This is a genomic window from Pseudomonas sp. UM16 (genome assembly GCF_050312595.1).
In the GTDB taxonomy this organism is placed as follows: domain Bacteria; phylum Pseudomonadota; class Gammaproteobacteria; order Pseudomonadales; family Pseudomonadaceae; genus Aquipseudomonas.
In genome coordinates this window covers 120,369-146,311 of record NZ_JBNPJT010000017.1, presented here as the reverse complement: position 1 = coordinate 146,311, position 25,943 = coordinate 120,369, and the positions used below count along the sequence as shown (strand labels likewise).

Here is a 25,943-nt window from a genome sequence, read left to right as displayed (position 1 = left end):
TTCATGCCGGCCTGGGTGCCGGCCTTGATCAGCTGGGCGATGCCACCGGCCGCACCGGCAATGGCCATCAACACATCCACGGTGGTGCGCAGCCATTTGGGAATTTCATCGTCCACCGGCAGGTAACGGTAGGTGCCGCCGCCGATGAGGACGTTGTCCGAACCGCCAGAAATAGTGGCGCCGCAAGTCAGCTTGTCGCCCTTGCGCGCCGCGGCCACGCTGTTGATAAAGACGTTGGTCGAGCCTTCGGCGATCTGCACCGGGCCTGGATGTTTGTCGCATGCCCCCAGGCTTTTCTCGACCCGGGCAGCCTTGCGGCTATTGACGAAGACATTCGGTGAGGCAGTCGCAATCGTCCCGGAGGGGGAAGAGAACATACTGCCTATGGCCTCCCCGGCGGCGGTCAGCAAGCTGCCCCCGATCCCCGCTGCAAGGCCGGCCAGCAACGCCACGCCGAACCCGCAGGTGAATGTGGCGATGGCCACCGTGGCGATCAGTGCGATGCCCAGGGCGGCACCGATCAGAAAGCCCCCCAATGCGCTGGTGTGCGATATATCGTCGCCAAACCTGGCCGCTTCGAACATGAGGGGTTACTCCTGTTCGCCGGATTCGGTGCTGGTCACCACCGGGTTGCGCGGGGTGAAGCTGGCCAGCAAGTTGTCCCAGTCCTGGTTCTGCTGTGGGCTGAAATCGGCTTGCGCGGTGGTGGAAAAAATCAAGGCGCGTTCAGGTGTCAGCAGGAACGCCGCCTGGCGTTGGTAGAGCGGCCGTCCCTGGTTCATGTAGTAAGCATCGATCTGCAGCCCCTCGACGGGTGCGCTGCTGGAGAGCCTGACGTCCTTGCTACCCATCCGGGTATAGCCACGCAACTTGGACGTAAGCATTTTGACCTGCCGATCAACGTACGCCTGCAACAGCTCACCGGGCAGTAGCGTGTCGCGCGAGATCGTAATGCTCAACGGCGCAGGAATACTGGCCCCCAGCACAAACATGTTGACCGTGCGATCCTCAAAACCTTCCGGCAATGCGATGCCACCTTCCTGCAGTTCATAGTCCATGCGATGAAAATTCCTGGTATCAAAAAATGTTGTTACATCAGCGCAGTGCAAGGCCATCGAGCAAGCGATCGAACGCCGTCAGCCACAGGCTCAGCCCGGGACTGGTCGGATCGATCACGCATGAAATATCCAGCCATTGCACCGCGTCACGGCCTTCGACAGGCACAAGTGCCCCCACCAGACGCCCATGGCGTGGCTCATGGCCCGCGCTGAAATGAAAATCCACGGCCTTGGCCGCACTCCCCGCAATAAGGCAGTCACGCTGACGAATCACCCTTAGTTGCGGGGTGAGTTCGCGAAGGGTCTGGGTTGCCGCCTCGAACAACTGCTCGAGTGTTTGTCCGGGGCGTACATCACGTCGGCGGATCGTCAAGGTAACCGGCTCACCGTCATGTTCGAGGGTGGTCTGGATATCGCGAAAGCGAAAGCCGGCCGGGAACATCAGGTTGAAACCAGCAAATGTGAAGCTGCTGGTGACGTCTTGTAACGCAACAGGCTCGGGTTCTGGCTCAGGCTGTGGTTCAGCCTTGCTGGCAGCCTCGGCCAAGGCTGCAATGCGGGCAGCTTCTTCCTGCGCTATACGCTTGGCGGAAATGCGGTCGTAGATCGAGGGTCTGCTCATCACTCGCGGCCTCAGTCGTTGATCCGGACTGTAGCGCCGGTGATCGTGGTGGTTTCGCTACTGGTGGTGGTGATGACCTTGCCCTTGATCTCGATGCCATCCGGGGTGAGGGTGATGCTGCTCTGCCCTACTTGCAGGATGATGTGCTGCTGGGCGCTGACCTGGATGAACTGGTTGTCCACTTGCAAAGTGAACGACCCTTGCTGGATGTTCATCACCGTGTCTTGCTGGATCGTTTCGGTATGGGTGCCACCGACAGTGATGGAGCGGTTGTTGCCGACATGGAGCGACTCGTCCAGCTCGATCTCGGTGTCCATGTTGCGCTCGGCGTGCATGATGATCTGCTCAGCGCCAGCCTTGTCTTCAAAGCGGAAAAAGTTCGCCGTGCCGCCGTCGCCTTTCATCGAGCGAGTAAGAAAACCACTTTGGGTCTTGTTGGCCGGCAAGGACCAGGGTGGGGTGTTCTGGCTGTTGTAGAGGCTGCCCATGATCAGCGGGCGATCAGGATTGCCGTCGAGGAACACCACGACCACTTCGTCACCGACCCGAGGGATCTGAATGCTGCCGAAACCACCACTGGCGCCGGCTTGGGCGACACGGACCCAGCAGGAGCTTTCATCATTGAACTGGCCCTGCCTGTCCCAGTGGAACTGCACCTTCACCCTGCCCAACTCGTCGGTGTAAATCTCCTCACCTGGCGGGCCAACGATAATGGCAGTTTGTGGCCCATTGATCGAAGGCCTACGGGTAGTCAGCTGTGGACGGTATGCGATTTTTTTCCGAACACAAACGAACTTGTTCAGGTATCCCGCCTGGTCGCCGGTCAGGTAGTTGTTGCTGCCTCGGTGCTGGATGCTCAACAACAAAAATTGGCGGTTATCTACGCCACCCAGGTCATGCTCGAAGTGTTGTGTGAGTTCAAAGGTATAGCCCGGCTTCATGGCCCGACAGTTACTGTCGCCATAGAAGGTCTTGCCCATCAATTCGAGCGCTTCGATGCGATTGCGCACCAGCGCTTCACCATCTTCGTAAGTGCCGTGGGTGTACTGACCTGGGAAGTCGTAGATCTCAAAGTTGTCGACATCGCCCTGCTGGTTGAGGCTCTGCATCGTCACAGGGAGGAAATTGCGCGGCTGGCGATAGTCAAACGTTCGAACAGCGATCTTGCCTGACTGTAACTGCCGGGTTGCATGCCACTGGGTGATCGAGTCAGCTGTCTCGGTGACCGAAGCGCTATGAAAGCGGATCTGCGGCTGCTCCGGCAACGGCAGCAGCGTGCTGGAATCATCGCAGATGATCATCACGTGCGAGTCAGCGGTGTGTTCGAAGTAATAAAACAGTCCTTCGTTTTCTAGAAGGCGCTGCACAAAATTGAAATCACTCTCACGATATTGAGTGATATAGCTGTGCTGCTTAAGTGGTTTACTCAAGCGGAACTCATACTTGGGTAAAGTGCCGAAGCCCGCGAACACTTCACTAATGACGTCCTGCACTGTTTTATCTTGAAAGATGCGCGAGTCGAACCGGCACGTGAGCATCCACAGCCAAGGCCCAAGCACCGCAGCGTAGCGCACAAACCCACCGTCGCTACCTTGGCTACTGAAACGATTTATGTAGCCATTGATGTATCGTATAGAGCCGTCAGCCAATTCAATTTCGACGGTTGCCGGGCGGCCGATCAACGACTTGAGCTTCACATCGGCGCGTTGACTCAACAGAGACAGGTCAAGCTCATACAGGCGTGACAAACCTTCACCGCCGGAGAAATGCTCCAACAGCAGGTGCTCTTCATTACCTTGGGCGAAGGTGTTGAGCTTGAACAGCCGCCTGTTCTGCGGGCTCAGCATGGAAAGAAGGTCCGTCAACATGGTGCTCTCCTTAAGAACTGAATTTCTGGCAGACCTTAACGGCCGGCTCTTACAGCAAAAATCCGGCCGAGCAGAGACGCCGCGCGCTTCTCTCGGATTTCTTCGATGTTCATGAATGTGTAATGGCAACGATCTCGTGCTTCTTGCTGCTTTAATGCCCGTAAGGCTGAGATATTGGCCTTATTAGAAAGCACCATGTAAAGCGAAACAGCGATCAAGACAATGAGCAACAGTGCATAGGCAATGTTATAAACCTGAAACACCGGAAAGAGCAAACTGCCAATGACAGCCGATGCACCACCAAGTAGCGTGTTGTTTGCCCACTCCACCTCTATCACTTCAACACGCTGCCCACGTACGACGAGAGGGCTGCGCTTATTTTTCAAAGTCCCCACCCAGACATAGGCAACTGCAGTGACGAGCAACGGCACACAACTGATACTCACTGACAACAAAGAAGTCGACTGTGAGTGTTTGTGCATCAATGCGAGCAGCAAGACAAACGCCACCATAGGTGTAACCGAAAGACTGTAAAACAATCGTAATGTTACATATGTGCTGAAACGTTCCGTACGAAACGCACACTCCACAGTCCAATAGGTCAACGCCAGAACGCCGACTACCGCTGGAACAATCAACAGCGTGAAATTAAGCACGACTGAAGATACTGCGAACATCGTAAACAAACACCAGCCGGCGAATAGTTTCACGAAAAATCGTTCTGGCTCGACGCTGAACATGAACTTATTCTTTCCCCGTCAGATAATTACCCAGTGACGTCCCCAGCCCTGAAACTTCATCACTCATGAAAAGTTGCACCCAAACGCCAACAGCCAGGCCCACGGGGATCATTACGACTGCGGTGGTGCCTCCAATGAAAGCGCCTACCATCAAGCCGCCAGCGAATGCAAGGGCATTGGTCGGTTGGCTGTAAGCTGATTTATTTATAAAATCTTCAAAGCCTGTTGCATCTTTAGCATCAAAGTAAAGCTGAGGAACAAAAGCCAGTACCGGCCCTGCCGCTCTACCCGCGAGGAGTTTTCCAACCCCTCGCTGACCATACACATTACTGTCGATATGCGCTTTCGCACGCAAAGCGCTGGCCGTGTTATAAACGGGAAGATGTGCAAACGCCCCTACCGGCGCACCTGAAACCCTGTACATATTAGCCCGTGCATTGGTGGGGACTTCAAAATATAGATTGCCACTTAATCGAATTATTTTTATACGCCCACGAAACGCCCGATTAGCAGAAACGCTGCCGGGTTTTCCACGCGTTGCGGCCCACCGCTTAAGTTTCTTTCTAGTAGCATCGGTCAAGTCAAGTAGGTTTTCAACTTTGGTTGCTTTTGATGCCGAGTGGAGAGTCCCACCGACACTCGCGAGCGTACCCGGCAAGTTTGCGTTCGAGAACAGTAAATTCCCGATATAGGGAACCGATTTGGCTTTTTCCTGAAGAGTCAGCAACTGCTCACTAGAAATATTTCCAGCAGTGCTGATCTTTCCCAGCAGAGAATGAAGCAGTACCGTGTACTCTTCAGTCTCTTGCTCATTCAATTCCGTTTCGGGCGCACTGAGTTCTGCAATCAAAAATTCGGTAGCACTTACATCGTCAACAGCATAAGTGCCAGCAATATCTATGGTCGAAGGAAAAGCCCGCGCGGCCACATCTCTCGGCCATGGCAAGGCTCCATCACCAAGCAATCCATTCTGAGGCCCGACCCCCATCGGATCGGCAGCAGTACATGGATAGAGTCCATTACTCACACCACACCTCCAGCGCCCCAAGGTTTAGTGCTGTGGAGCGATACAACCTTGCAATGAAATCCATAATCCCGCGTATCTCCTTGAAATCAACTGACCTTCAGCGCGTCAGTTTCCCGCTCTGCCCGGTTCCCGTCTGATCGACTGCAGCATGCCCGAAAAGTGCCCAGCATCCACTGAAAGTGGGACACATGTCACAACAGGAGCAGCGTTTCGGCGAAAAATGGATCCAAAGGAAACACCGGGAAAAACGGCCTGTCAACCTATGGCAGAACGACACTATTCGTGAAAGCTCGTCCCTTCATGCAATGCTTTGATGCTGGGTCGATCTCCACCCATTCGAATGATCCTTCTTCTGGGTTGTGACCGGGCCAAGCTACGGTGAACTTCGACCCTCTGTTTTGTTGCTACTTTTCAAGGAATGAAATGATCGACCTACGCAGCCCAAACGAGACGATGTCCAGGTACGTGGATCGCTACGACCACCTACTTCCGCCCCCCTGCTCCACAGTTGCAGCAGCGAATGGCTTACACCTTGCAGCCAGATGCTCCCAATCTGCCCATGCGCAAGCCGACATGGCTTTCATCGCGAACCTGCACCCTGCCAGAGGCGCAGGGTTTGAACCGAGCGCAAGGCGCGTTGCTTGGCCTGGCGATAGGCGATGCTGTGGGTACAACCCTCGAGTTTTTGCCACGTGATCGGGCACAGGTAAGTGATATGGTGGGCAATGCCAGCTCCCACCACATCAAAGCAAGCCAGTTAATCCTGCACAGCCAGCTCACCCACGTGGCAAGCGAATCCTGAACTGCGCCCCGCCCAACGCCGACTGACTCACGGTCAACGTCCCGCCCTGCCCCTCAATCGCCCGTCGGCTGATCGCCAGGCCCAAACCAAAACCGCCCGTAGCGCGGTCGCGGCTACGATCAAGGCGATAGAACGGCTGGAAGATCAGTTCGCGCTGGTCATGGGGAATGCCGATGCCGTCATCTTCAACAGTCAGCAGGCAGTGACCTTCGGCATCCAGGCTCAGGCGCAGCAACAGGTGTCGGTCACAGTAGCGCATGGCATTGCGCACCAGGTTCTGCAAGGCACGGGCGGTCAGGCGCGGGTCGAGGATAAAGCGTGGCAGGTTGCTTTCTGCACGCACCTGCCACTCGATGCCACGGCTATCAAGCTCTTCGGCAAAGCTGCCAAGGATGCTGTCGACCAGCTCCAGTAACGACACTTCAACCCGTTCACGGGCCTGATCGGCATTTTGCAAGCGGCTATAGGACAGCAGTTCGAGCACCAGTTCGTCCAGCTCGCGCACGTGCCCGACCAGCTCCAGCAAACGCTTGCGGCAATTGGCCGGGACTTCGTCGAACAGCAGCACCAGACCGAAATCAAGCCGGGTCAGAGGCGTGCGTAACTCATGTGAGACGGCATTGAGCAGCTCGCGCTGTTGCGTCAGCAAGCGCTCGACGTCCTGGGCCATGGTGTCGAACACCTGGGCCAGCTCGCCAATGTTCGAGCGCGCCGGGATCTGCGTGCGCTCCGACAACTGTCCACGGCCCAGGCTGCGGGCGGTTTCTTTGAGCCGTTGCAGGTCGCGCCAGTGCGGCCATACCCATAGCAGCAAGCAACCTAGCAACGCGGCACCGATCAACACGGTAACCCCCCAGGACAACAGATTGATGTCCAGGGGATCCGGCGGATTACGCAGCTCTACCGCCCAGGTCCCGTCCAACGGCGCCAATGCCGAGTTGTAGTAACCCCAATCCCCCAAGCGTACGACGTTTTCCCCGGCACTCAGGCGTGCCCGGTCAGCATGCGATAAACCAATCTGGTCCTGGCGCCGCAGTTCGATCTCCAGCGGGGCGAAATCCGCCGCCAAGGCGCGCGCCACCTCTGGCCAGCGCTCGGCCGGGGCCTGGCGAAAACGTTCGACGATAAGCGTTTGCACGCCTTTGGCCTGGTCGAGGTTGTAGGCGATGAAGCGCTCATGGAACGCGCCGACGATGGCGTCGGGAATCAGCAGCAAGGCACCGGCATAGGCGGCGATGATCACCAGGTACAGGCGGATCAGGATCTTCAGCATGCCGAATCAAAACTCCCATTCAACACGGCTGAACAAGTAGCCCTTGCCCCATACCGTCTTGATCTTGCGCGCTTCGCCGGCGCTGTCATCGAACTTGCGGCGCAGCTTGGAAATGGCCACGTCCACCGAGCGGTCAGTGCCGTTGAACTCGATGCCGCGCAACTGCTGCAGGATACGGTCGCGGCTGAGTACCTCGCCGGCATTGCGTGCCAGCACCACCAACAGGTTGTATTCACCGCTGGACAGTTCCACCAGTTGCTCGCGCCAGAACACATTGCGTTCGGCAAGGTCAATGCGCAGGCCACCCACGACGATCAGATCGGACTCAAGCCGCGGCTCGTTGATACTGCTGCGGCGCAACAAGGTCCGTACCCGCGCTAACAACACCCGCGGCTCACACGGTTTGGTGACATAGTCATCAGCGCCCATCTCCAGCCCCAGGACCTGATCATGACTGTCGTCGCGCGCGGTCAACATGAGGATCGGCAACGATTGTGACTCGGCGCGCAACAGGCGGCAAACTTGCAGGCCATCCAAACCTGGCAGCATCAGGTCGAGGATCACCAGGTCCGGCTTGGTGCGCCGCGCCTCGGCCAGCACGTGGTCACCGCGGGCAATCACACTGACGCAGAAATCATTGCGCTGCAGGTAGCTGGCGATCAATTCAGACAGCGCGCAGTCGTCTTCGACCAGAAGGATGTTGGGCATGGGTAATTTGACAGGCTGGAAAAGTCAGGCAAGGATATAGGACCTTATGCGCCGCTAGCGCAACCCTTCACACTTTTTCACACTCGGCCTACACAGCTTAACAGTTGGACGTTGGCCTCCTGCCTTAGCATTGCCGGGTCATTTATGGAAGATCCGCATGTTCAGTTCAAGACCCGTCCGTCTGTGTGCGCTACTGCCACTGTTTGTCGCTATGTTGGCGTTGAGCGCCTGCGATGACAGCGCCGTCGATGAAGAAAAAGCGCCGCCCAGCAACGTCAGTATCGAAACCGTAACCGTCCAGCCGCTGGCCATCAGCGCTGAACTCAATGGTCGCATCCTCGCCCCGCGTACCGCCGAAGTCCGCGCCCGGGTGGCCGGCGTGGTGCTCAAGCGGGTGTACCGCGAAGGCAGCGACGTCAAACAGGGCGATGTCCTGTTCAAGATCGACCCTGCTCCGTTCCAGGCCGACTACGACAGCGCCCGTGCCACCCTGGCCAAGGCCGAGGCCAACCGCTACCAGGCACGCCTGCAAGATGAGCGCTATCGCGAACTGATCACCATCAACGCCGTCAGCCGCCAGGACCACGACAACGCCCGCGCCGCGCTGATGCAAGCCGATGCGGCCGTTGCCGAAGCCAAGGCCGCGTTGGAACGGGCGCGTCTGAACCTGGGCTACGCGACGGTCACGGCGCCGATTTCCGGGCGCATCGGGCGTGCGCTGGTCACCGAAGGTGCCCTGGTAGGGCAGAACGAAAGCACGCCGCTGGCGACCATCCAACAATTGGACCCGATTCACGCCGACGTCACCCAGTCGACCCGTGAGATCAACACCCTGCGGCGTGCCCTGCGTGCCGGCGAATTGCAGCAAGTGGGCCAGGACCAGGCCAGCGCCACCCTGATCCAGGATGACGGCACGCCGTATCCGCTGCCAGGCAAACTGTTGTTTTCCGACATCAGTGTTGACCCCAGCACCGGGCAGATCACCTTGCGCAGCGAGTTCCCCAACCCGGACCTGGACCTGCTGCCTGGCAGCTTCATCCGCGTGCGCCTGGAGCAGGCGATCAAGCAGCAAGGCATCAGCGTGCCCCAGCGCGCCATCCTGCGCGACAGCGCCGGCCAGCCGCGAGTGTTGCTGGTGGATGCCGAACAACGCATCCACGAACGTCCGGTGGTACTGGGCAGCGTGCAGAACGATCGCTGGATCGTCAGCCAAGGCCTGGCCCCCGGTGACCGGGTCGTGGTCGAAGGCTTGCAACATGTACGCCCAGGCGACCAGGTGCAGGTCGACAGCCCCGGCAAAGACGCTCCCGTCATCGTTCAGACCACCGGCCAGTGAGGGCCTGATTCATGCCGCAGTTTTTTATTGATCGCCCGGTATTCGCCTGGGTGGTCGCGCTGTTCATCCTGCTGGCCGGTGCCTTGGCGATCCCGCAGTTGCCGGTGGCCCAGTACCCCGACGTGGCGCCGCCGCAAGTCGAGATCTATGCCGTGTACCCCGGCGCTTCAGCGCAAACCGTCGACGAAAGCGTGGTCAGCCTGATTGAAGAAGAGCTCAATGGCGCCGACAACCTGCTCTACTTCAGCTCGCAAAGTAGCCTGGGCAGCGCCACCATTACCGCCACCTTCGAGCCGGGCACTAACCCGGACCTGGCCCAGGTCGACGTGCAGAACCGCCTGAAAGTGGTCGAGTCCCGATTGCCGCGCCCCGTCACCCAGCAAGGCCTGCAGGTTGAGAAAGTCTCCACCGGTTTTCTCCTGATGGTCACCCTCACCGCTGAGGATGGCACCCTGGATGAAGTGACGCTAAGCGACTTTCTGGCGCGTAACGTCATGAACGAAATCCGCCGCCTCAAAGGTGTCGGCAAGGCGCAGCTGTATGGTTCCGAGCGGGCGATGCGGATCTGGCTCGATCCGCAAAAACTGATCGGCTTCAACCTCACCCCCGATGATGTCAGCGAGGCGATTGCCGCCCAGAACGCCCAAGTTGCCCCAGGCAGCATCGGCGACCTGCCCGGCCCAGGCACCCAGGAAATCACCGCCAACGTGGTGATCAAGGGGCAACTGAGCAGCGTCCAGGAATTCTCCGATATCGTTTTGCGCGCCAATCCGGACGGTTCGCGGGTGACCATCGGTGATGTCGCCCGGGTCGAGATCGGCAGCGAGGAGTACCAGTACGGCACTCGCCTCAACGGCAAACCGACCAGCGCCTTCAGCGTGCAGTTGTCGCCCGGCGCCAACGCCATGGAAACCGCCACCCTGGTTCGCGCCAAGCTGCAGGACCTGTCGCGTTATCTGCCACCTGGGGCGAAGTTCGACATCCCCTACGACACCTCGCCGTTCGTCAAAGTCTCGATCCAGCAGGTGATCACCACCCTGCTCGAAGCCATGGCCCTGGTGTTCGCGGTGATGTTCCTGTTCCTGCAGAACATCCGCTACACCCTGATTCCAACTTTGGTCGTGCCGGTGGCACTGGCCGGCACCTTCGCGGTGATGTTTGCGCTGGGCTTTTCGGTCAACGTCCTGACCCTGTTTGGCATGGTCCTGGCTATCGGCATTCTGGTCGACGACGCCATTGTCGTGGTCGAGAACGTCGAGCGGATCATGAGCGAGGAAGGCCTGTCGCCGCGTGATGCCACCAAAAAGGCCATGGGTCAGATCACTGGAGCGATCGTCGGCATTACCCTGGTGCTGGTGGCGGTGTTCCTGCCCATGGCCTTCATGCAGGGCTCGGTCGGAGTCATCTATCAGCAGTTCTCGGTGGCCATGGCGGTGTCGATCCTGTTCTCGGCGTTCCTCGCCTTGAGCCTGACGCCGGCTCTGTGCGCGACGTTGCTCAAGCCGATTGCCAAGGGTGAGCATCACGAAAAACGCGGATTCTTCGGCTGGTTCAACCGTTGCTTTGAGCGCATGACCAATGGTTACCAGCGTTGGGTGATTCAGGCACTCAAGCGCAGTACACGCTATCTGATGGTGTATCTGCTGCTGGTCGGCGCACTGGTGTATGGCTTCAGCCAACTGCCTTCCTCGTTCCTGCCGACTGAGGATCAGGGCTACACCATCACCGATATCCAGCTGCCGCCAGGCGCCAGCCGCGCACGCACGGAACAGGTGGCGGCACAGATCGAAGCGCACAACAGCACCGAGCCTGGCGTGGGCAATACCACCCTGATTCTGGGCTTCAGCTTCTCCGGTAACGGCCAGAACGCGGCGCTGGCGTTCACCACACTCAAGGACTGGTCCGAGCGCGGTGCCGAGGACAGCGCACAATCGATCGCCGACCGCGCCAACATCGCCTTTACCCAGCTCAAGGACGCCATTGCCTATTCCGTACTGCCGCCGCCAATTGACGGTTTGGGCACCTCCAGCGGTTTTGAGTTCCGCCTGCAAGACCGCGGCGGCATGGGTCATCCAGCGCTGATGGCGGCACGCGATCAGCTGCTGGCCGGTGCCGAGAAAAGCCCGGTGCTGGTCAACGTGCGCGAAAGCGCCCTGGCCGAAAGCCCGCAAGTGCAGTTGGAGGTCGATCGCAAGCAGGCTAACGCCTTGGGCGTGTCGTTCAACGATATTGGCAATGTGCTGAACACCGCGGTCGGTTCCAACTATGTCAATGACTTCCCCAACCAAGGGCGTATGCAGCGTGTAGTCGTGCAGGCCGAAGGCGACCAGCGCGCCCAGGTTGAAGACCTGCTGAAAATTCACGTGCGTAACAGCAGCGGCAAGATGGTCCCGCTGTCAGCCTTCGTTCAGGCCAAATGGGTCAGCGGCCCGGTGCAACTGACCCGCTACAACGGCTACCCAGCGGTTGCGGTGTCGGGCGAACCGGCGCCGGGCTATAGCTCGGGTCAGGCCATGGAGGAGATCCAGCGCCTGGTCGACCAGCTGCCAGTGGGAATGGGCCTGGAATGGACCGGCCTGTCGCTGCAGGAGCGGCTTTCCGGCTCACAGGCACCGATGCTCATGGCGTTATCGCTGCTGGTGGTGTTCCTGTGCCTGGCGGCGCTGTATGAAAGCTGGTCGATTCCGACGTCGGTGCTGCTGGTCGTGCCGCTCGGTGTATTGGGTGCGGTGATTGCCGTGAGCTTGCGCGGCATGCCCAACGATGTGTTCTTCAAGGTCGGCTTGATCACCCTGATTGGTCTGTCGGCGAAGAACGCTATCCTGATCATCGAGTTTGCCAAGAGCCTGGTCGATGAAGGCCATGATCTGGTCGAGGCCACAGTGCAGGCAGCACGTTTGCGTTTGCGGCCGATCGTCATGACCTCGCTGGCGTTTATCCTCGGCGTCGTGCCGCTGGCCATTGCCAGCGGTGCCAGTTCGGCCAGCCAACAGGCAATCGGCACCGGGGTGATCGGCGGCATGCTCAGTGCCACCCTGGCGGTGGTCTTCGTGCCGGTGTTCTTCGTTGTAGTCATGCGCCTGACCGGCAAGCGCCGGGCCCAGGCCGACGAGGTCCAGGCGGCGACGCAGCCGCACTGATCTGGACAGACGGCGGCGTGCATGGGAAGGTGACCAGCTGACACAGCCTGGAACCTTACCAATGCACACCGCCCTCGCCCCCTGCTCTATTCTTTTGCTCGCCGGTGGTCGTGGCCAGCGCATGGGCGGCCAGGACAAAGGCCTGCTGAGCTGGAACGGCCAACCGCTGATTGCCCATGTGCAGGCAGTGGTGCGACCCTTGACCGATGACCTGATTATCTCCTGCAACCGCAACCAGGCGCAGTATCGGCCTTATGCCGATCAATTGGTGAGTGATGCCGAAGCTGACTTTCCCGGACCACTGGCCGGGGTACTGGCGGGGCTTGCGGTGGCTCGGCACCCCTGGATGCTGGTGCTGGCCTGCGATGCGCCGTTGATCGACACGGCATTGATTACTGAGCTATTGAGTCAGGCCAACGATCAGGCCCACCCGGCGATGATTCGCCAGGGCGGCTTCTGGCAGCCGATGTTCAGCCTGATCCCCTGCGCCTTGCGTGGTGACCTTGAGCAGGCCTGGCAACAGGGTGATCGAGGAATTCAACGGGCGTTGCTCAAACATCCGGTTCGGGCGCTGGAGTACCCTGAGGGTGATCGGCGGCTAAGCAACTTCAACACCCCGGAGTTTCTTCAATAGCCTACACACGCCTTACCCTACAGGTCATTCGAGCGCATCAACGCAACCGCGAGCGTATGCGCTGACAGACGTTGAGCACCTGTTGCACCTCACTCTCGCCAAGGTCGATCTTGCAAGCCATGCTGTTGAACACTTTGGCAGCTTCTGCCTTGAGCTCACGGCCCTTGTCAGTCAACAGCAGGTTGCGCCGACGGCGGTCGCTCGGATCAAGGTAGACGGTGATAAAACCGTTATCGGCCAGGCGTTTGACAATCGGCGTCAACGTACCCAGGTCGAACAGGGTCAATTCACTCAAAGCGCTGATCGAGACGTCGTCCTTCCCCCACAAGCCGGCCATCACCAGCAGTTGCGGGTAGGTAATGCCACGCTTTTTCAAGGGTTCGGCATAATCGCGAACCATGGCATTGGCAGTCGAGTACAACGAAAAGCACAGCATTTTTTCGAAGTCGAAGGTCGGGTCAAGCATGCCCACCTCCCTTGACCCGACTGAACGGCTGCAAGGTAGTTTCGGTTTTATTGTGCAAGGACAGGTAACTCATGCTGGATTCGCGAGAATCGTGGGTATGACCGCGTATCAGTTGTGCTTGGCCACAGCGTCGGAAATCTTGCCACGCAAGGCCGAGATCGTATCGCGGTAATCGTGCTGGGCGAAGATTGCCGTACCGGCGACAAACATATCAGCGCCAGCGGCGGCCACCTGACCAATGGTGTCCAGATTGACCCCGCCATCCACCTCCAGGCGGATGTTACGACCGCATTCGTCAATCAGCTTGCGCGCTGCGGCAATCTTGGGCAATACCTGAGGGATGAAACGCTGGCCACCAAAGCCGGGGTTGACCGACATCAGCAATATCAGGTCAAGACGGTCCAGCAGGTAGTGAGCCGCCTCAAGGCTACTGGCCGGATTGAACACCAAACCCGCCTTGCAGCCAAGATCCTTGATCAATTGCACCGAGCGGTCCAGGTGCAGGGTCGCCTCGGGATGAATTGAAATGTAGTCGGCCCCTGCCTCGGCGAACGCTTGGATCATGCTGTCCACGGGCGTCACCATCAGGTGCACATCAATCGGCGCGGTGATGCCATGGCTGCGCAAGGCCTTGCAGAACTGTGGGCCCATGGTCAGGTTGGGCACATAGTGGTTATCCATGACATCGATATGGATGACATCGGCACCCGCTGCCAGCACCTGTTCAGCCTCTTCGCCCAAGCGAGCAAAATCGGCTGCCAGTATCGACGGTGCAATCCAGAACTCTTTCACGTAGGTACTCCATTACTCGTTGACTAAGCGTTGCTGTGGTCCCGACTCACCCCGCCCCAAGGCCTGGTTGAGCTGTTCAATCAGCGCTGGCGCTGGGGCATCCAGGTGAAAATGATGACCGCCCTCGTGCCACTGCACCTGGGTGTGTGGAGGCAAGGCGTGTTTGCGCTTGTCGAAGGCACTCCCGGCAAACAACCCCTGATGGCCCAGCAGCAGGTGCAACGGACAGTTGATTTGCTGCAAGAACTCGCAGGCCTGGCGTTCGCTCAGTTGCAGTGGCTCAGGTAACACCAGTCGCGGGTCATGACGCCAGCGATAGCCATGCCCAAGATTGATCAAGTCACGCATGACCAACAACCGTGCCCCTTCGACACTCAAGCTGGCACCGGCACCGCTGCGCCGCTCGTTGATGGCCATCTCCAGGCTGCGGAACTGCACCTCTTCAGGCCCGCTGAAGCCGTGCAAGCGTGCGCGCAAGGCCAGACGCAACAAGCGTTGAGCCTTACGCATATGCTCGACGGTATTGCCCTCCTCGACAGTGAAGGGGGCTCCCATGCCATCAATGAACACCAAGGTGTCGATGCTGCGGTTCATCGCCGCCAGAATCGAAGCGACGCCGCTGCCCATGGAATGGCCAAGCACGCCAAAACGCTTCCAGCCCAGGCATTCGACCAGGGCATTCATGTCGTCAGCGTGTTCCCACAAGTAGTAACCACTGTCGGCTCGGCGGTGCTGGGAACGGCCATGGCCAGCCAGGTCCGGGGCTACAACGAAACAATCACGCAGCAAGGGGGCGATGCGTTCAAAAGATGCGGCATTGTCCAGCCAACCATGCAAGGCCAGCACCGGCGGGTCACTTTCATTACCCCAGGTACGCAAGGCAAAGTGATTGCCATTGACATCCAGCGTTTGCTCACGACCGATGTGCCCCAGATTCATGGGTAGCCCTCCCTATGCAGGCGACGCGCAGTGACTTTCATCCCGCCACCAAGCGCTGTCCGTTACGTGCCGAGTGCTGTAGCTGCTGCAAGTCGACCTTGCCATTGGCGGTGCGTGGCAGGCTGTTTTCGATGCTGATCGAAAAAGGCACTTTGTGTGCCTCCAGGCCGAGGCGGCAACGTTCGAGCAGTTGTTCGGCACTGAGGCTTACGCCCTGCCCCAAGGTGATGAACGCACACAGCCCCTCACCGACTGAGGTATGTTCGACCCCAACCACGGCAGCGGCTTCGACACCGTCTATGGCATAGAGAAAGCCTTCCACTTCACTGGGGCTGACCTTCATGCCCCGTGACTTGATCATGTGATCCATGCGTCCGCGAAAATACAGGTAGCCATCTTCATCAAGGCTGCAGTAGTCACCGGTATAAAGCACACTTTCCCCCGGATAGCGCCCAGGTTTGAGCTTCAGCGCGGTGGCTGCAGGGTTGCGCCAATAGCCAGCCATGACCGTCGCCCCACGAATCACTAACTGCCCCACCTGGTGGGGCTGATCAATGCGCTGGCCGTCATCATCCACCAGCCACAACTCGGTATTGGGAATGGCAATACCGACGCTGCCCGGTTTGCTGTCGATGTCTTCAGGGGGCAAATAGGTGCAGCGCTTGCACTCGGTCAGGCCATACATGGAAAAAATCTGCGCCTGCGGGAACAGCGCCTTCATCTGCGCGATGTGCGGTGCCTTGAGCGCCGCACCTGTATTGGTAACCATGCGCACCCCGGCAAAGATCGCCTCACGCTTGTGGGCGTATTCATGCAGCAGGGTGAGCATGGTGGGGACGAACGGGATCACCGTGACCTGGTACTGGCGAATTTTCCTGATCAGGAATATCGGCCAGGTGAATTCCTTCTCCAGCACCAGGGTAGCACCGGCGCTGATCGCCATGATCATCTGGTAAAGGCCATAGTCAAACGACAGCGGCAGAGAACAAAGTACGTTGTCGCTGTCGTTGTAACCGAGGTAGGTGTGCAATGAAGTCAGGGCCGCGAGCATGTTGCGGTGGGTCAGCATCACCCCCTTCGGTGCACCTGTGGAGCCAGAGGTATAAATGATCGCCGCCAGGTCCAGGTCCAGATTGCCACACGGCAGCGGTATGCCAGCGCCCTGGCCAAGCAGGCTTTCGAAGGTCTGGGCGACGCTCGAGCCGGCTTCGCCATCAAGCAGTACGATCAGCTTGAGATGGGTAAGCTCGGCGGTGCTCAGCGCCAGGCTGGCAATTTTCTCGGTAGTGGTGATCAGCACCGATGCCTCGGCATCGCGAACGATGTAGTCGAGGCTGTCGGCTGGGGTTTCCAGGCCAACATTGACCACCACGCCACCCGCCTTGAGAATGCCCCAGAAGGCGCAGACCGTTTCGACCCGGTTGCCCAGGCACACCACGACCCGCTGCTGACGCTGCAGGCCATTGACCTGCAAGCCCGCCGCCAGGCGTGCGCTGGCTTCGTCCAGTTGTGCGTAGGTGTAGGTCTCGTCGGCGTAGATGATCGCCGCTTTGTCCGGGTGCAAGCCGTTACGGTTTTCCAACACATCCTGCAGGAGGACTTCAGGCGCGTTCATGCTGCACCTCGACCACCCCCAGCGGTCGGCGTAACGCACTGTCTTGCCGATGCGCATCAATATACCCGGCGAGCGTCGCCACGGTATTGAAATGCCCCGGGACAATGGTGTCCGGATTGACGAAGAAACCTTCAATCTGGTCTTCCAGGCTGATCAACAGCTCCATGGAGGTCAACGAATCCAGGCCCAGGTGGTCACGCAAGTGCGAATCGGCATTGATCACGGTGCCTTCTGGCAACTTCAGCACCACGCGCAAGATGTCACTTAATTGCTGCTGGGTCGCCAGCTGAACCTGCGCAGCGGGTTGCTCGGCAATAGCACTGCTGAGCATCGCTTCTAGCGGCACGTCGGCATGGCTGTCACGTATCTCCAAGGCGGTCTGGCGCGCCCTGGCGAGAAACAGCTGGTTGTTGCTGACCACGACCTCGGCCGGGTAGCCATGACTGTGGAACAGCGTCGGCGAGGCCGACGGGCCATAGGCGCCAGAGGCGGTCACGGCCAGCAGATCACCTTCGTGCAAGGTTTCCAGCTGGACGTCGCGCCCGAGCAAGTCATCGGGACTGCACAGGGGGCCGGAGACATGGTACTCGCGCAGCGGCGCACCGTTGTTGCCTGTGGCTTTGACGATACGGAAGTTGCGCTTGAGCACCTGACCGCTGCCGGCCGCCGCGCCGTGGCAGTTGGTGCCACCATCGGTGACCGCAAAGGTCTTGCCGTGGTTGTCTTTGATATTGTCGACAGTAACCAGCAAGGCGCCGCACTTGCCGGCAATGAAGCGTCCAGACTCGAGAATGATGCGGGTACGCGGAAATTCCTGGTGAAAGTCATTGAACAGCGGTACCAGCAAGTGTTTGAGCTGGGCGGTATCAAGTTCGGTTTCGTTCTCGTAGTACTTGATCCCCAGGCCACCACCGACATCGACCATGCGCATGTCCAATTGATGACGCCGCGACAGGGTACGAAACAGGCTGAGGATGTACGCAGCGTTGTCATACACCGATTGGGCGTCGAGGATCTTGGTGCCGTTGTAAACGTGGATACCCTTGATCTTGATATTCGGTAGCGCCAGGTACTCGGCAAAGTTGGCCACAGCCGTGTCTTCCTGGATCCCGAAGTGCGTGGGCCGCCCGCCCATCTTCCACGGTGAACCTGCGGCGGAAAAATTCGGGTTGATACGAATCGCCACTGGCGCGTCGCAGCCCAGCTCCCCAGCCAGGACCGACAACTTACGCAGCTCGCTTTCCGATTCGACAACGATGGCGAACACCCCCACTTCCAAGGCCCGGCGGTGTTCTTCAGGTTTTTTGTACGGGCCCAGGAGGATAATATCCTGCGCCGCCACCCCGGCTTTCAGGGCGATTTCCAGCTCGCCCAACGAGCAGACCTCAGTGTTACCGCCATATGAACGGATCAATTTCACCAGGGACAGGTTCGGGTTGACCTTCAACGCATAGAAGATATCCACGCACTCCGGCAATGCCTGACGCAACTCGTTGAAACTGCTGCGCAACACGGCTTCATCGTAGAGGTAGGTCGGTGTCCCGAACCGCGCCTTTGCCTGGAGGACGAGTTCCTTGGAAAGCTTCATCTGTTGCTCCCATCGTTCTTATAGTGTTCCGCTCTGCTGACGGTGCTGATTGCTGGCGTGTAAGCACCAGCGCACACGCTCGATGGCGGATTGGCTAGAGGTTTGATCGCGCATGTCTGACTGATCTTTGCGACTGCAGACAAAACTTTGCGCGCAAAGTTTATAGAAATATTGCGGGCGAGCCAAAGCTGATGTCAAGGTAATTCCACCAGCATCGGCTGCGGCACGAAGCCACGGTATCGTCAGCAATTTCCGACAAAACAGCGATATTTCGCCGCACATTAGCCATATCAGTGCGGAGTATTCCCAGTAAATACGGGGGATTTATCTGATCCGGTGTTCTAGCCAGTTTCTGAGTCTGTTTTGAATATCGGCAGCTTCCTACAGTCTGCGTCGATGTCCTGCATCTTCCGACAGTACCAGCCTTACAGGAATTGTGAATTCTAGTCATGAGCACACATCATCAGGCACAGGCCTATAACTACAAGGTGGTCCGACAATTCGTGATCATGACGGTGTTCTGGGGCATCCTCGGCATGGCGATGGGGGTCTGGATCGCGTCGCAACTGGTCTGGCCTGAACTCAACCTCGAACTGCCCTGGACCAGCTTTGGCCGCCTGCGCCCGTTGCACACCAGCCTGGTGATTTTCGGCTTTGCCGGCAGCGCGCAATTTGCCGCCAGCTACTACGCCGTGCAGCGTACCTGCCAGGTGCGCCTGTACAGCGACAAGCTGGCCGCCTTCACCTTCTGGGGCTGGCAGGCGACTATCGTGATCATGCTGGTCAGTCTGCCGCTGGGCCTGACCACCACCAAGGAATATGCCGAGATCGAGTTCACCGGCGCGGTGTGGATGGCCATCGTCTGGGTCGTGTATGGCATCGTGTTCTTTGCCACCCTGTTGCGCCGTAAGGTCAAGCACATCTATGTCGGCAACTGGTTCTTCGGGGCGTTCATCGTGGTGATCGCCATGTTGCACGTGGTCAACCACCTGTCGATCCCGGTCAGCTGGTTCAAGTCCTACCCGGTCTATTCCGGGGCCACCGATGCCATGGTCCAGTGGTGGTACGGGCACAACGCCGTGGGCTTTTTTCTGACCACGGGCTTTCTCGGCATGATGTACTACTTCGTGCCCAAGCAGGTCGGTCGACCGGTGTACTCCTATCGCCTGTCGATCGTGCACTTCTGGGCGCTGATCACCCTGTATATCTGGGCCGGCCCCCATCACCTGCACTACACCGCCCTGCCCGACTGGGCACAATCGCTGGGCATGGCCATGTCGCTGATTCTCCTGGCGCCAAGCTGGGGCGGCATGATCAACGGCATGATGACCCTCTCGGGTGCCTGGCATAAGCTGCGCAGCGACCCGATCCTGCGCTTTCTGGTGCTATCGCTGGCGTTCTACGGCATGTCGACCTTTGAAGGCCCGATGATGGCGATCAAGACCGTCAATGCCCTGTCTCACTACACCGACTGGACCATCGGCCACGTACATGCCGGCGCCCTTGGCTGGGTGGCAATGATTACGTTTGGCTCGCTGTATCACATGATCCCGAAAATCTTTGGCCGCGAGCAGATGCACAGCATTGGCCTGATCAACGCGCACTTCTGGCTGGCAACCATCGGCACCGTGCTGTACATCGCCTCGATGTGGGTCAACGGCATCGCCCAAGGCCTGATGTGGCGCGCCACCAACGAAGACGGCACCCTCACCTATTCCTTTGTCGAAGCGCTGGTGGCCAGCCATCCGGGCTTTGTCGTGCGCTTCATCGGCGGCGTGCTGTTTCTCAGCGGCATGCTGCTGATGGCGTACAACACATGGCGCACGGTGCGTGTGGCGGACGAACAACTGGCACTGGCCAACGCCCGCCTGGCCTGAGGAGCATCATCATGGATCAGTGGTTATATGCCCTGCATTGCCTCAATGGCGTGCTGTTCTTCTACCTGATCACCAGCGTCTGCCTGCGTGGTCATAGCCGCGAAGTGGATGATCAGGCCAGCCTGATGCCATTTGCCGATGATCCGGCCGTGGCGCAGCGGGTTGAACAGGCGATTGGCAAGCCGGTGCCGGCGGTGAAGCCGGATGTGGCGTTGGAAGCCTGATTGACGACCGCTTCGCGGCCGATCGCCGGCAAGGCCGGCGATCCGCCGCGACGTGGTCAAGTAACCAACATCTCCCGCCCATCCTCGAAGAACACCTTGCGCCCATCCACCTGGCTCGACGCCCTGGGCAGGTTAGCCGCATCCCCCGTGGGTTTCTCCACATACCAATAGCAATGCTTCGCTGCACGGGTAATGGCCACATAGGCCAGGCGCAGTACTTCATCTTTCTGGGCGTTATCGAAGGCCAGCGGATCACCCGCACGCGCCAACCCCGCCTGGCGATACACCTGATTTTTGTACGGCGAGCTGGTCAGGTGCTGGCAATCACCGAGCATGAACACGGCGTCAGCCTGCAGCCCCTTGGCGCTGTGGTAGGTCAGCTGACGGAAGCGTCGCTGGTTGGCTGGCAGCCCTGCCTCATGATTTATCAGAGGCTGAATATGCTCTGAAATCAATTGTTTATCGCTACTTTTTCGAAATAACATCATCACCGATTCACCGCGTCGGTAATGCTCCATCAGTGTCTGCGCCAAGGCGGCCTCGTCACGCTCAAGCACTTTCACCGGTAACGGATCCTCCGCTGCCGGACCACAGGCCCTGGCCTTCTTGCCAGTGATCGCTGGTGCCGACTTCACGATATGTTCGGCCGCATCAATGATGTGCTGATGGCTGCGGTAATTATCAGCAAGCATCACCCGCGTGGTACTCGGCGCGGCAAATTCCTTGGTGAATTCCATGAAGAATTTGGGCGAGCTGCCACGCCAGCCGTAGATTGACTGCCAGTCGTCGCCCACACACAGCAGTGAGGAATGCTGGGCTACCCGACCGATGTGCAAGTCAGGTCCGCGTCGACGGATCTCACGCAGGCAGGCCCGTAACCAGGAGACGATCTGTGGCGAGACATCCTGGAATTCATCGATCATCAGGTGCGCCAACGGACGCAGCAAGGGATCGGGCAGCAGCCGCAGGTTCTCCGGATTGTTCTCGCCGAACAAGGCGAACATGCGGTTGTAGCTCATGATCGGTGGCGATTGAGCAAGCAGGTGCGCTTCCAGAGCCTTCCAATACAGACTCAAGGCTTCGAAGAATCGGGCATCGCTATCCCCGGTGGGAAAGCTCATTGCACCTACGGCCCTGTTTACTTCAAGACCGAGGTTCTCGATAAAGCCTGCAGCACCGACGAAAGCATCGAGCAGCGGCACCGCTGAGAGTTCGCCCTTGACCTTGTAATCGAACCCCGGCCCGGCCACCGCATCACCTGCAAGGGAAGAGGTCAGGCGTTTTGCGGCAGCATAATTTTCAAGCCAAATCACAGGCTTATCGCAGAAAGCTTGAAACAAGGTGCGCTTTATTACCCATTCCGCCCAGACCGGCAACTTGGCCCCCGGACGCTTGTACTGCTGGTTTTCGCCCGGATCGAAACCGAGCACCACCCAGGCATCGAGCTCGGCAATATGGCCATGGAAATGGAAACGGCTGCCGTTGATCTCCACCGTTTCACGGCTCGGCTCGATGCCCTTGATTGGCCAGGCACCGGCGCCGAACCAGAGATCTTCCAGGGTATCGCAGAGCTCTTCGTCTCGGCTGGCGGAGAGCTGGGTCACGGCCATGCGCTTTTGCACGTCTGGATGATCGCGGTCCAGGGCCTTGAGCTGTAGCGCCTCGCGGCGCAGGCCGGCGATCAGTTCGGCAAAACGCGGGCTGCTGCTGAGCAAATCGCGATAACACAGGTTGAGTTGCTGGCGCTGGGCGTCATTAATGCGCAGGTCGAACGGATTACTCTCGGCGTTGGCTTCGCTGCCCCCGGGCATTTCGCTGCCCAGGGTCTCGAACGCGCGCACCTGGCTGAAGCCCGGCAGGCTACGCACCAGCGGCAGGATGCGCGAGTGGAAGGTACGTACCAGCTCGCGGGCCTGGGCAGGGTTCAGGTTGAGCTGCCAAAGGCCGAACACCTGCACCAGACGGGCGATGAAGTCCTTGCGCGATTCACGGGTGAAGGTCACCACGGTCATGGCGTCCAGCTCAAAGCCCAAATAGTGGCGCAGCAGGAGGATACGCAACACCAGCGAGGTCGATTTGCCAGCACCGGCGCCAGCGATGACACAGGTCGACGGTGTATCACTGAAAATCATCTTCCACTGTGCCGCACTGGGTTGCGCATGCGCTGGCAGACGCTGGACAACATCGACCTTGAAACGTTTCTTCAGCTCAGCCGTCAACGGCAGGCGCCAGTCGTCGAACAAGTGATCGTCCTGGCCCGGCACAGCATGGCCGTCAGGGCGCGTGTCGCGGATCACCAAGACCTGGCGCCCGGCTTCATATCCGTCTACCCGCCCTTCTTCGTAACCTTCGCGCAAACCGTCGGCATGCCCGTTGCGCTGGCCCGTGGCGTGGCCCTGAAACCAGGAATCGCGGTGCTGCGCGTGCAAGTGGCTCAGGCCACGGCCGAGCAAGCGCGCCGTTAGACGCTTGATCCACGGCAATTGCGCGGGTGGGGTCAACTCCAGGGATAGCTTGGGACGCTCTTCAGACACACCGACTCCAACAAGAAAAAACCTGCGCTCATGTTCGCTCCATCAGGCAAAAATCACCAGCTGAATGCTTACGGATCAGTGAATTAGACGATGAAGCGTATAAATTACCCCAGCTAACAACATCCAATAATTCGATTAAAACAAGCCGAAATTTACGCTTAATTTCGATCATAGATTGCGCCATGATCGCTCCATCAACCGACTCACCCGGAGAGCCCATCATGCTGCAACTGCGCCCCTTCAAGAGCCTTGGCCACGCCAACCATGGCTGGCTCGACGCCCACCATCACTTTTCCTTTGCCGAGTACTATGACCCGCAACGGATGCATTGGGGCAACCTGCGGGTCTGGAACGACGACCTGATCGCCGCCGGCAGTGGCTTCCCGCCGCATCCGCACCGCGACATGGAAATCATCACGTACGTACGTGAGGGAGCTATCAGCCACCAGGACAGCCTGGGCAATAAGGGTCGTACCGAAGCTGGCGATGTGCAGGTAATGAGTGCCGGCACCGGTATCACTCACAGCGAATACAACCTGGAGAACGTCGATACGCGGATTTTCCAGATCTGGATCGTACCTGAGCGCGTTGGCCAAGCACCGACCTGGGGCAGTCGCCCTTTCCCTAAAGGCGAGCGCGGGGAAGGCTTTGTGACCCTGGCCAGTGGTCGTGAGGGTGATGAGGACAGTCTGCGCATTCGCGCCGATGCACGGCTGGTCGCCGCTACGCTGCAGGCTGGAGAAAGCGCTGAGTATCGTTTCGACAACGGTCGCCGTGGTTATTTGGTGCCGGCCAAAGGTCTGATTGAAGTCAATGGCGTGCGTGCTGAGGCACGCGACGGGGTTGCCATCGAGGACGAACAGCTGCTCACCGTGACAGCGTTGCAAGACAGCGAGATTGTGCTGGTGGATGTGGCCTGATAGTTCAGGCTCTGGTGGGGGTCGACAAGGCCGGCCCCCACCAGGCCACAATCAAGCGATTGCCGCATCCACCAGTTCTTGGGCCTCAGCCACCAGACGCTGCAGGTGTGCTTCGTCAATGAAGCTTTCCGCGTAAATCTTGTAGATGTCTTCGGTACCCGATGGCCGCGCCGCGAACCAACCATTGGCGGTCATCACCTTCAGGCCGCCAATGGCCTGGTTGTTACCCGGCGCATGACTGAGGATCTGGATGATCGGTTCACCCGCAAGCTCAGTCGACTTGACCTGCTCCGGCGCCAGCTTGCTCAGCAAGGCTTTCTGCTGTGCGTTGGCCTTGGCCTCGACACGGGTGGCAAAGGGCTCACCCAGCTCAGCCGTCAATTGGGCATAAGCCTGGCTTGGGTTGCGACCGGTGCGCGCGGTGATTTCTGCCGCCAGCAGCGCCGGAATCAAGCCATCCTTGTCGGTGGTCCAGACGCTACCATCCTTGCGCAGGAACGACGCCCCCGCGCTTTCTTCACCACCAAAGCCCAGGCTGCCATCGAACAAGCCATCAGCAAAGAACTTGAAGCCTACCGGCACCTCGTACAAGCGCCGGCCCAGACGCGCTGTCACACGGTCGATCAAACCGCTGCTGACCACCGTCTTGCCGACTGCCGCATCCTGGCGCCACTGCGGGCGGTGCTGGAACAGATAGTCGATGGCCACGGCCAGGTAGTTGTTCGGGGCCAGCAGGCCGTCCGGGGTGACGATGCCATGGCGGTCGTGGTCCGGGTCGCAGGCAAAAGCCACATCGAATCGTTCACGCAGACCGATCAAGCCTTGCATGGCATAGGGTGAAGACGGGTCCATGCGGATTTGCCCGTCCCAGTCCACGCACATGAAGCGGAAGGTCGGGTCGACCTCGGTGTTGACCACTTCCAGATTCAATTTGTAGTGTTCGGCAATCGCCGACCAATAACACACCCCTGCTCCGCCTAGCGGATCGACACCCAGGCGCAAGTTAGCGCTGCGGATAACGTCGAAATCGATGACATTTTCCAGGTCGGCGACGTAACTGCTGACATAGTCATGGCGCTGAGTGGTGCTGGCTTGCAGCGCCTGCTCATGGGCCATGCACTTGATGTCTGTGCAACCGGCGGCCAACAGCTCGTTAGCCTTGGCCTCGATCCACTTGGTTACATCACTGTCAGCCGGCCCACCATTGGGCGGGTTGTATTTGAAGCCACCGCTTTGCGGCGGGTTGTGTGAAGGGGTGATGACAATACCGTCAGCCAGGCCGCTGCTGCGCCCACGGTTGTAGCAGATGATGGCGTGGGATACCGCCGGTGTTGGCGTGTATTCGTCATCCTTGGACAGCATGACCTGCACGCCATTGGCGGCCAGCACCTGCAAGGCACTGGCGGCAGCAGGCGCCGACAGCGCATGGGTGTCAGCGCCGATGAACAGTGGGCCATCAATGCCCTGAGCCTGACGGTACAAGCAAATTGCCTGGCTGATGGCCAATACATGATTCTGGTTGAAGCTCAGGTCCAGCGAGCTGCCGCGGTGCCCGGAGGTGCCGAACGCGACGCGTTGGCTGGCAATGCTGGCATCGGGTTGGCCGGTGTAGTAAGCGGTCAACAGGCGCGGGATATCCACCAACACGGAGGCTGGCGCCGGTTTGCCTGCCAAAGGACTGAGCTTCATGCAAAACCTCAAGAAAGGATGTTCAGTGTATTCAAAATGCGCAGTTTACTGGCACTTTGACAAGCATGCGACGCCAATGCTCCCTCCCCCG

The 25,943-nt window shown here is 59.0% G+C and carries 21 protein-coding genes and 1 pseudogene; 7 read left to right on the top strand and 15 right to left on the bottom strand.

Annotation, left to right across the window (positions count from 1 at the left end; genetic code table 11):
* The 6 genes from ACQRAX_RS20300 to ACQRAX_RS20275 form a co-directional block, all read right to left on the bottom strand.
* On the bottom strand, positions 1–584 hold a 584-nt coding region (locus ACQRAX_RS20300), incomplete at its 3' end, for a PAAR domain-containing protein (protein WP_427867752.1).
* Positions 585–590: 6 nt separating this feature from the next.
* Positions 591–1,058, bottom strand: coding sequence for a DcrB-related protein (locus ACQRAX_RS20295; RefSeq protein WP_412040947.1), 468 nt, complete (start codon positions 1,056–1,058; stop codon positions 591–593).
* Between the two features lie 37 nt (positions 1,059–1,095).
* Positions 1,096–1,680: a hypothetical protein gene (locus tag ACQRAX_RS20290; protein WP_412040948.1), complete on the bottom strand. Its 585-nt coding sequence runs from the start codon at positions 1,678–1,680 to the stop codon at positions 1,096–1,098.
* A gap of 11 nt (positions 1,681–1,691) precedes the next feature.
* The gene (locus tag ACQRAX_RS20285; RefSeq protein WP_412040949.1) at positions 1,692–3,548 is read right to left on the bottom strand and encodes a type VI secretion system tip protein VgrG; all 1,857 of its coding nucleotides are present in this window, start codon (positions 3,546–3,548) and stop codon (positions 1,692–1,694) included.
* A 35-nt stretch (positions 3,549–3,583) separates the two neighbouring features.
* Positions 3,584–4,288: a hypothetical protein gene (locus ACQRAX_RS20280; RefSeq protein ID WP_412040950.1), complete on the bottom strand. Its 705-nt coding sequence runs from the start codon at positions 4,286–4,288 to the stop codon at positions 3,584–3,586.
* 4 nt (positions 4,289–4,292) lie between these two features.
* Positions 4,293–5,315: a hypothetical protein gene (locus ACQRAX_RS20275; protein WP_412040951.1), complete on the bottom strand. Its 1,023-nt coding sequence runs from the start codon at positions 5,313–5,315 to the stop codon at positions 4,293–4,295.
* A gap of 423 nt (positions 5,316–5,738) precedes the next feature.
* On the opposite strand from ACQRAX_RS20275, the pseudogene ACQRAX_RS20270 reads away from it, so the two are divergent.
* Positions 5,739–6,039 (top strand): annotated as a pseudogene (locus tag ACQRAX_RS20270) (ADP-ribosylarginine hydrolase Tri1); the annotation flags it as partial.
* Positions 6,040–6,091: 52 nt separating this feature from the next.
* On the opposite strand, the gene ACQRAX_RS20265 reads toward ACQRAX_RS20270, so the two are convergent.
* On the bottom strand, positions 6,092–7,390 hold the full coding sequence (locus ACQRAX_RS20265; protein ID WP_412040952.1) for an ATP-binding protein: 1,299 nt from the start codon (positions 7,388–7,390) through the stop codon (positions 6,092–6,094).
* A gap of 6 nt (positions 7,391–7,396) precedes the next feature.
* Positions 7,397–8,098: a response regulator gene (locus tag ACQRAX_RS20260; protein WP_412040953.1), complete on the bottom strand. Its 702-nt coding sequence runs from the start codon at positions 8,096–8,098 to the stop codon at positions 7,397–7,399.
* Positions 8,099–8,255: 157 nt separating this feature from the next.
* Between ACQRAX_RS20260 and ACQRAX_RS20255 the strand changes: the two genes are divergently transcribed.
* The 3 genes from ACQRAX_RS20255 to mobA all read left to right on the top strand — a co-directional run bounded on the left by ACQRAX_RS20255 (position 8,256) and on the right by mobA (position 13,208).
* Positions 8,256–9,434 carry an efflux RND transporter periplasmic adaptor subunit gene (locus ACQRAX_RS20255; RefSeq protein ID WP_412040954.1) on the top strand — a complete coding sequence of 393 codons (1,179 nt, stop codon included), beginning with the start codon at positions 8,256–8,258 and terminating at the stop codon, positions 9,432–9,434.
* Positions 9,435–9,445: 11 nt separating this feature from the next.
* Positions 9,446–12,574 (top strand): multidrug efflux RND transporter permease subunit, encoded by a 3,129-nt coding sequence (locus ACQRAX_RS20250; RefSeq protein ID WP_412040955.1) that lies wholly within the window; start codon positions 9,446–9,448, stop codon positions 12,572–12,574.
* Positions 12,575–12,635: 61 nt separating this feature from the next.
* Positions 12,636–13,208 carry a molybdenum cofactor guanylyltransferase MobA gene (gene mobA, locus ACQRAX_RS20245; protein WP_412040956.1) on the top strand — a complete coding sequence of 191 codons (573 nt, stop codon included), beginning with the start codon at positions 12,636–12,638 and terminating at the stop codon, positions 13,206–13,208.
* A gap of 37 nt (positions 13,209–13,245) precedes the next feature.
* On the opposite strand, the gene ACQRAX_RS20240 is transcribed toward mobA, so the two are convergent.
* The 5 genes from ACQRAX_RS20240 to ACQRAX_RS20220 all read right to left on the bottom strand — a co-directional run bounded on the left by ACQRAX_RS20240 (position 13,246) and on the right by ACQRAX_RS20220 (position 18,608).
* Positions 13,246–13,674, bottom strand: coding sequence for a MarR family winged helix-turn-helix transcriptional regulator (locus ACQRAX_RS20240; RefSeq protein ID WP_412040957.1), 429 nt, complete (start codon positions 13,672–13,674; stop codon positions 13,246–13,248).
* 108 nt (positions 13,675–13,782) lie between these two features.
* The gene (rpe, locus tag ACQRAX_RS20235; protein WP_412040958.1) at positions 13,783–14,466 is read right to left on the bottom strand and encodes a ribulose-phosphate 3-epimerase; all 684 of its coding nucleotides are present in this window, start codon (positions 14,464–14,466) and stop codon (positions 13,783–13,785) included.
* 12 nt (positions 14,467–14,478) lie between these two features.
* Positions 14,479–15,405 carry an alpha/beta fold hydrolase gene (locus tag ACQRAX_RS20230; RefSeq protein ID WP_412040959.1) on the bottom strand — a complete coding sequence of 309 codons (927 nt, stop codon included), beginning with the start codon at positions 15,403–15,405 and terminating at the stop codon, positions 14,479–14,481.
* A gap of 37 nt (positions 15,406–15,442) precedes the next feature.
* Positions 15,443–17,020, bottom strand: a complete 1,578-nt coding sequence (locus tag ACQRAX_RS20225) for a class I adenylate-forming enzyme family protein (RefSeq protein WP_412040960.1) — start codon at positions 17,018–17,020, stop codon at positions 15,443–15,445.
* The gene (locus tag ACQRAX_RS20220) at positions 17,007–18,608 is read right to left on the bottom strand and encodes a phosphopantetheine-binding protein (protein WP_412040961.1); all 1,602 of its coding nucleotides are present in this window, start codon (positions 18,606–18,608) and stop codon (positions 17,007–17,009) included. Before ACQRAX_RS20220 ends, ACQRAX_RS20225 begins: the two co-directional genes overlap by 14 nt.
* Before the next feature lie 449 nt (positions 18,609–19,057).
* Here ACQRAX_RS20220 and ccoN point away from each other — a divergent pair, with 449 nt between their 5' ends.
* Positions 19,058–20,485, top strand: coding sequence for a cytochrome-c oxidase, cbb3-type subunit I (gene ccoN / locus ACQRAX_RS20215; protein ID WP_412040962.1), 1,428 nt, complete (start codon positions 19,058–19,060; stop codon positions 20,483–20,485).
* An 11-nt stretch (positions 20,486–20,496) separates the two neighbouring features.
* Complete coding sequence (locus ACQRAX_RS20210) at positions 20,497–20,709, top strand: cbb3-type cytochrome c oxidase subunit 3 (RefSeq protein ID WP_412040963.1); 213 nt, start codon at positions 20,497–20,499, stop codon at positions 20,707–20,709.
* Between the two features lie 56 nt (positions 20,710–20,765).
* On the opposite strand, the gene ACQRAX_RS20205 is transcribed toward ACQRAX_RS20210, so the two are convergent.
* Positions 20,766–23,243, bottom strand: coding sequence for a UvrD-helicase domain-containing protein (locus ACQRAX_RS20205; protein ID WP_412040964.1), 2,478 nt, complete (start codon positions 23,241–23,243; stop codon positions 20,766–20,768).
* 221 nt (positions 23,244–23,464) lie between these two features.
* On the opposite strand from ACQRAX_RS20205, the gene ACQRAX_RS20200 reads away from it, so the two are divergent.
* Positions 23,465–24,163 (top strand): pirin family protein, encoded by a 699-nt coding sequence (locus ACQRAX_RS20200; RefSeq protein WP_412041060.1) that lies wholly within the window; start codon positions 23,465–23,467, stop codon positions 24,161–24,163.
* Between the two features lie 51 nt (positions 24,164–24,214).
* Here the strand turns inward: ACQRAX_RS20200 and pgm are convergent, their stop codons facing one another.
* Positions 24,215–25,852, bottom strand: coding sequence for a phosphoglucomutase (alpha-D-glucose-1,6-bisphosphate-dependent) (pgm, locus tag ACQRAX_RS20195; protein ID WP_412040965.1), 1,638 nt, complete (start codon positions 25,850–25,852; stop codon positions 24,215–24,217).
* Positions 25,853–25,943 lie beyond the last annotated feature (91 nt).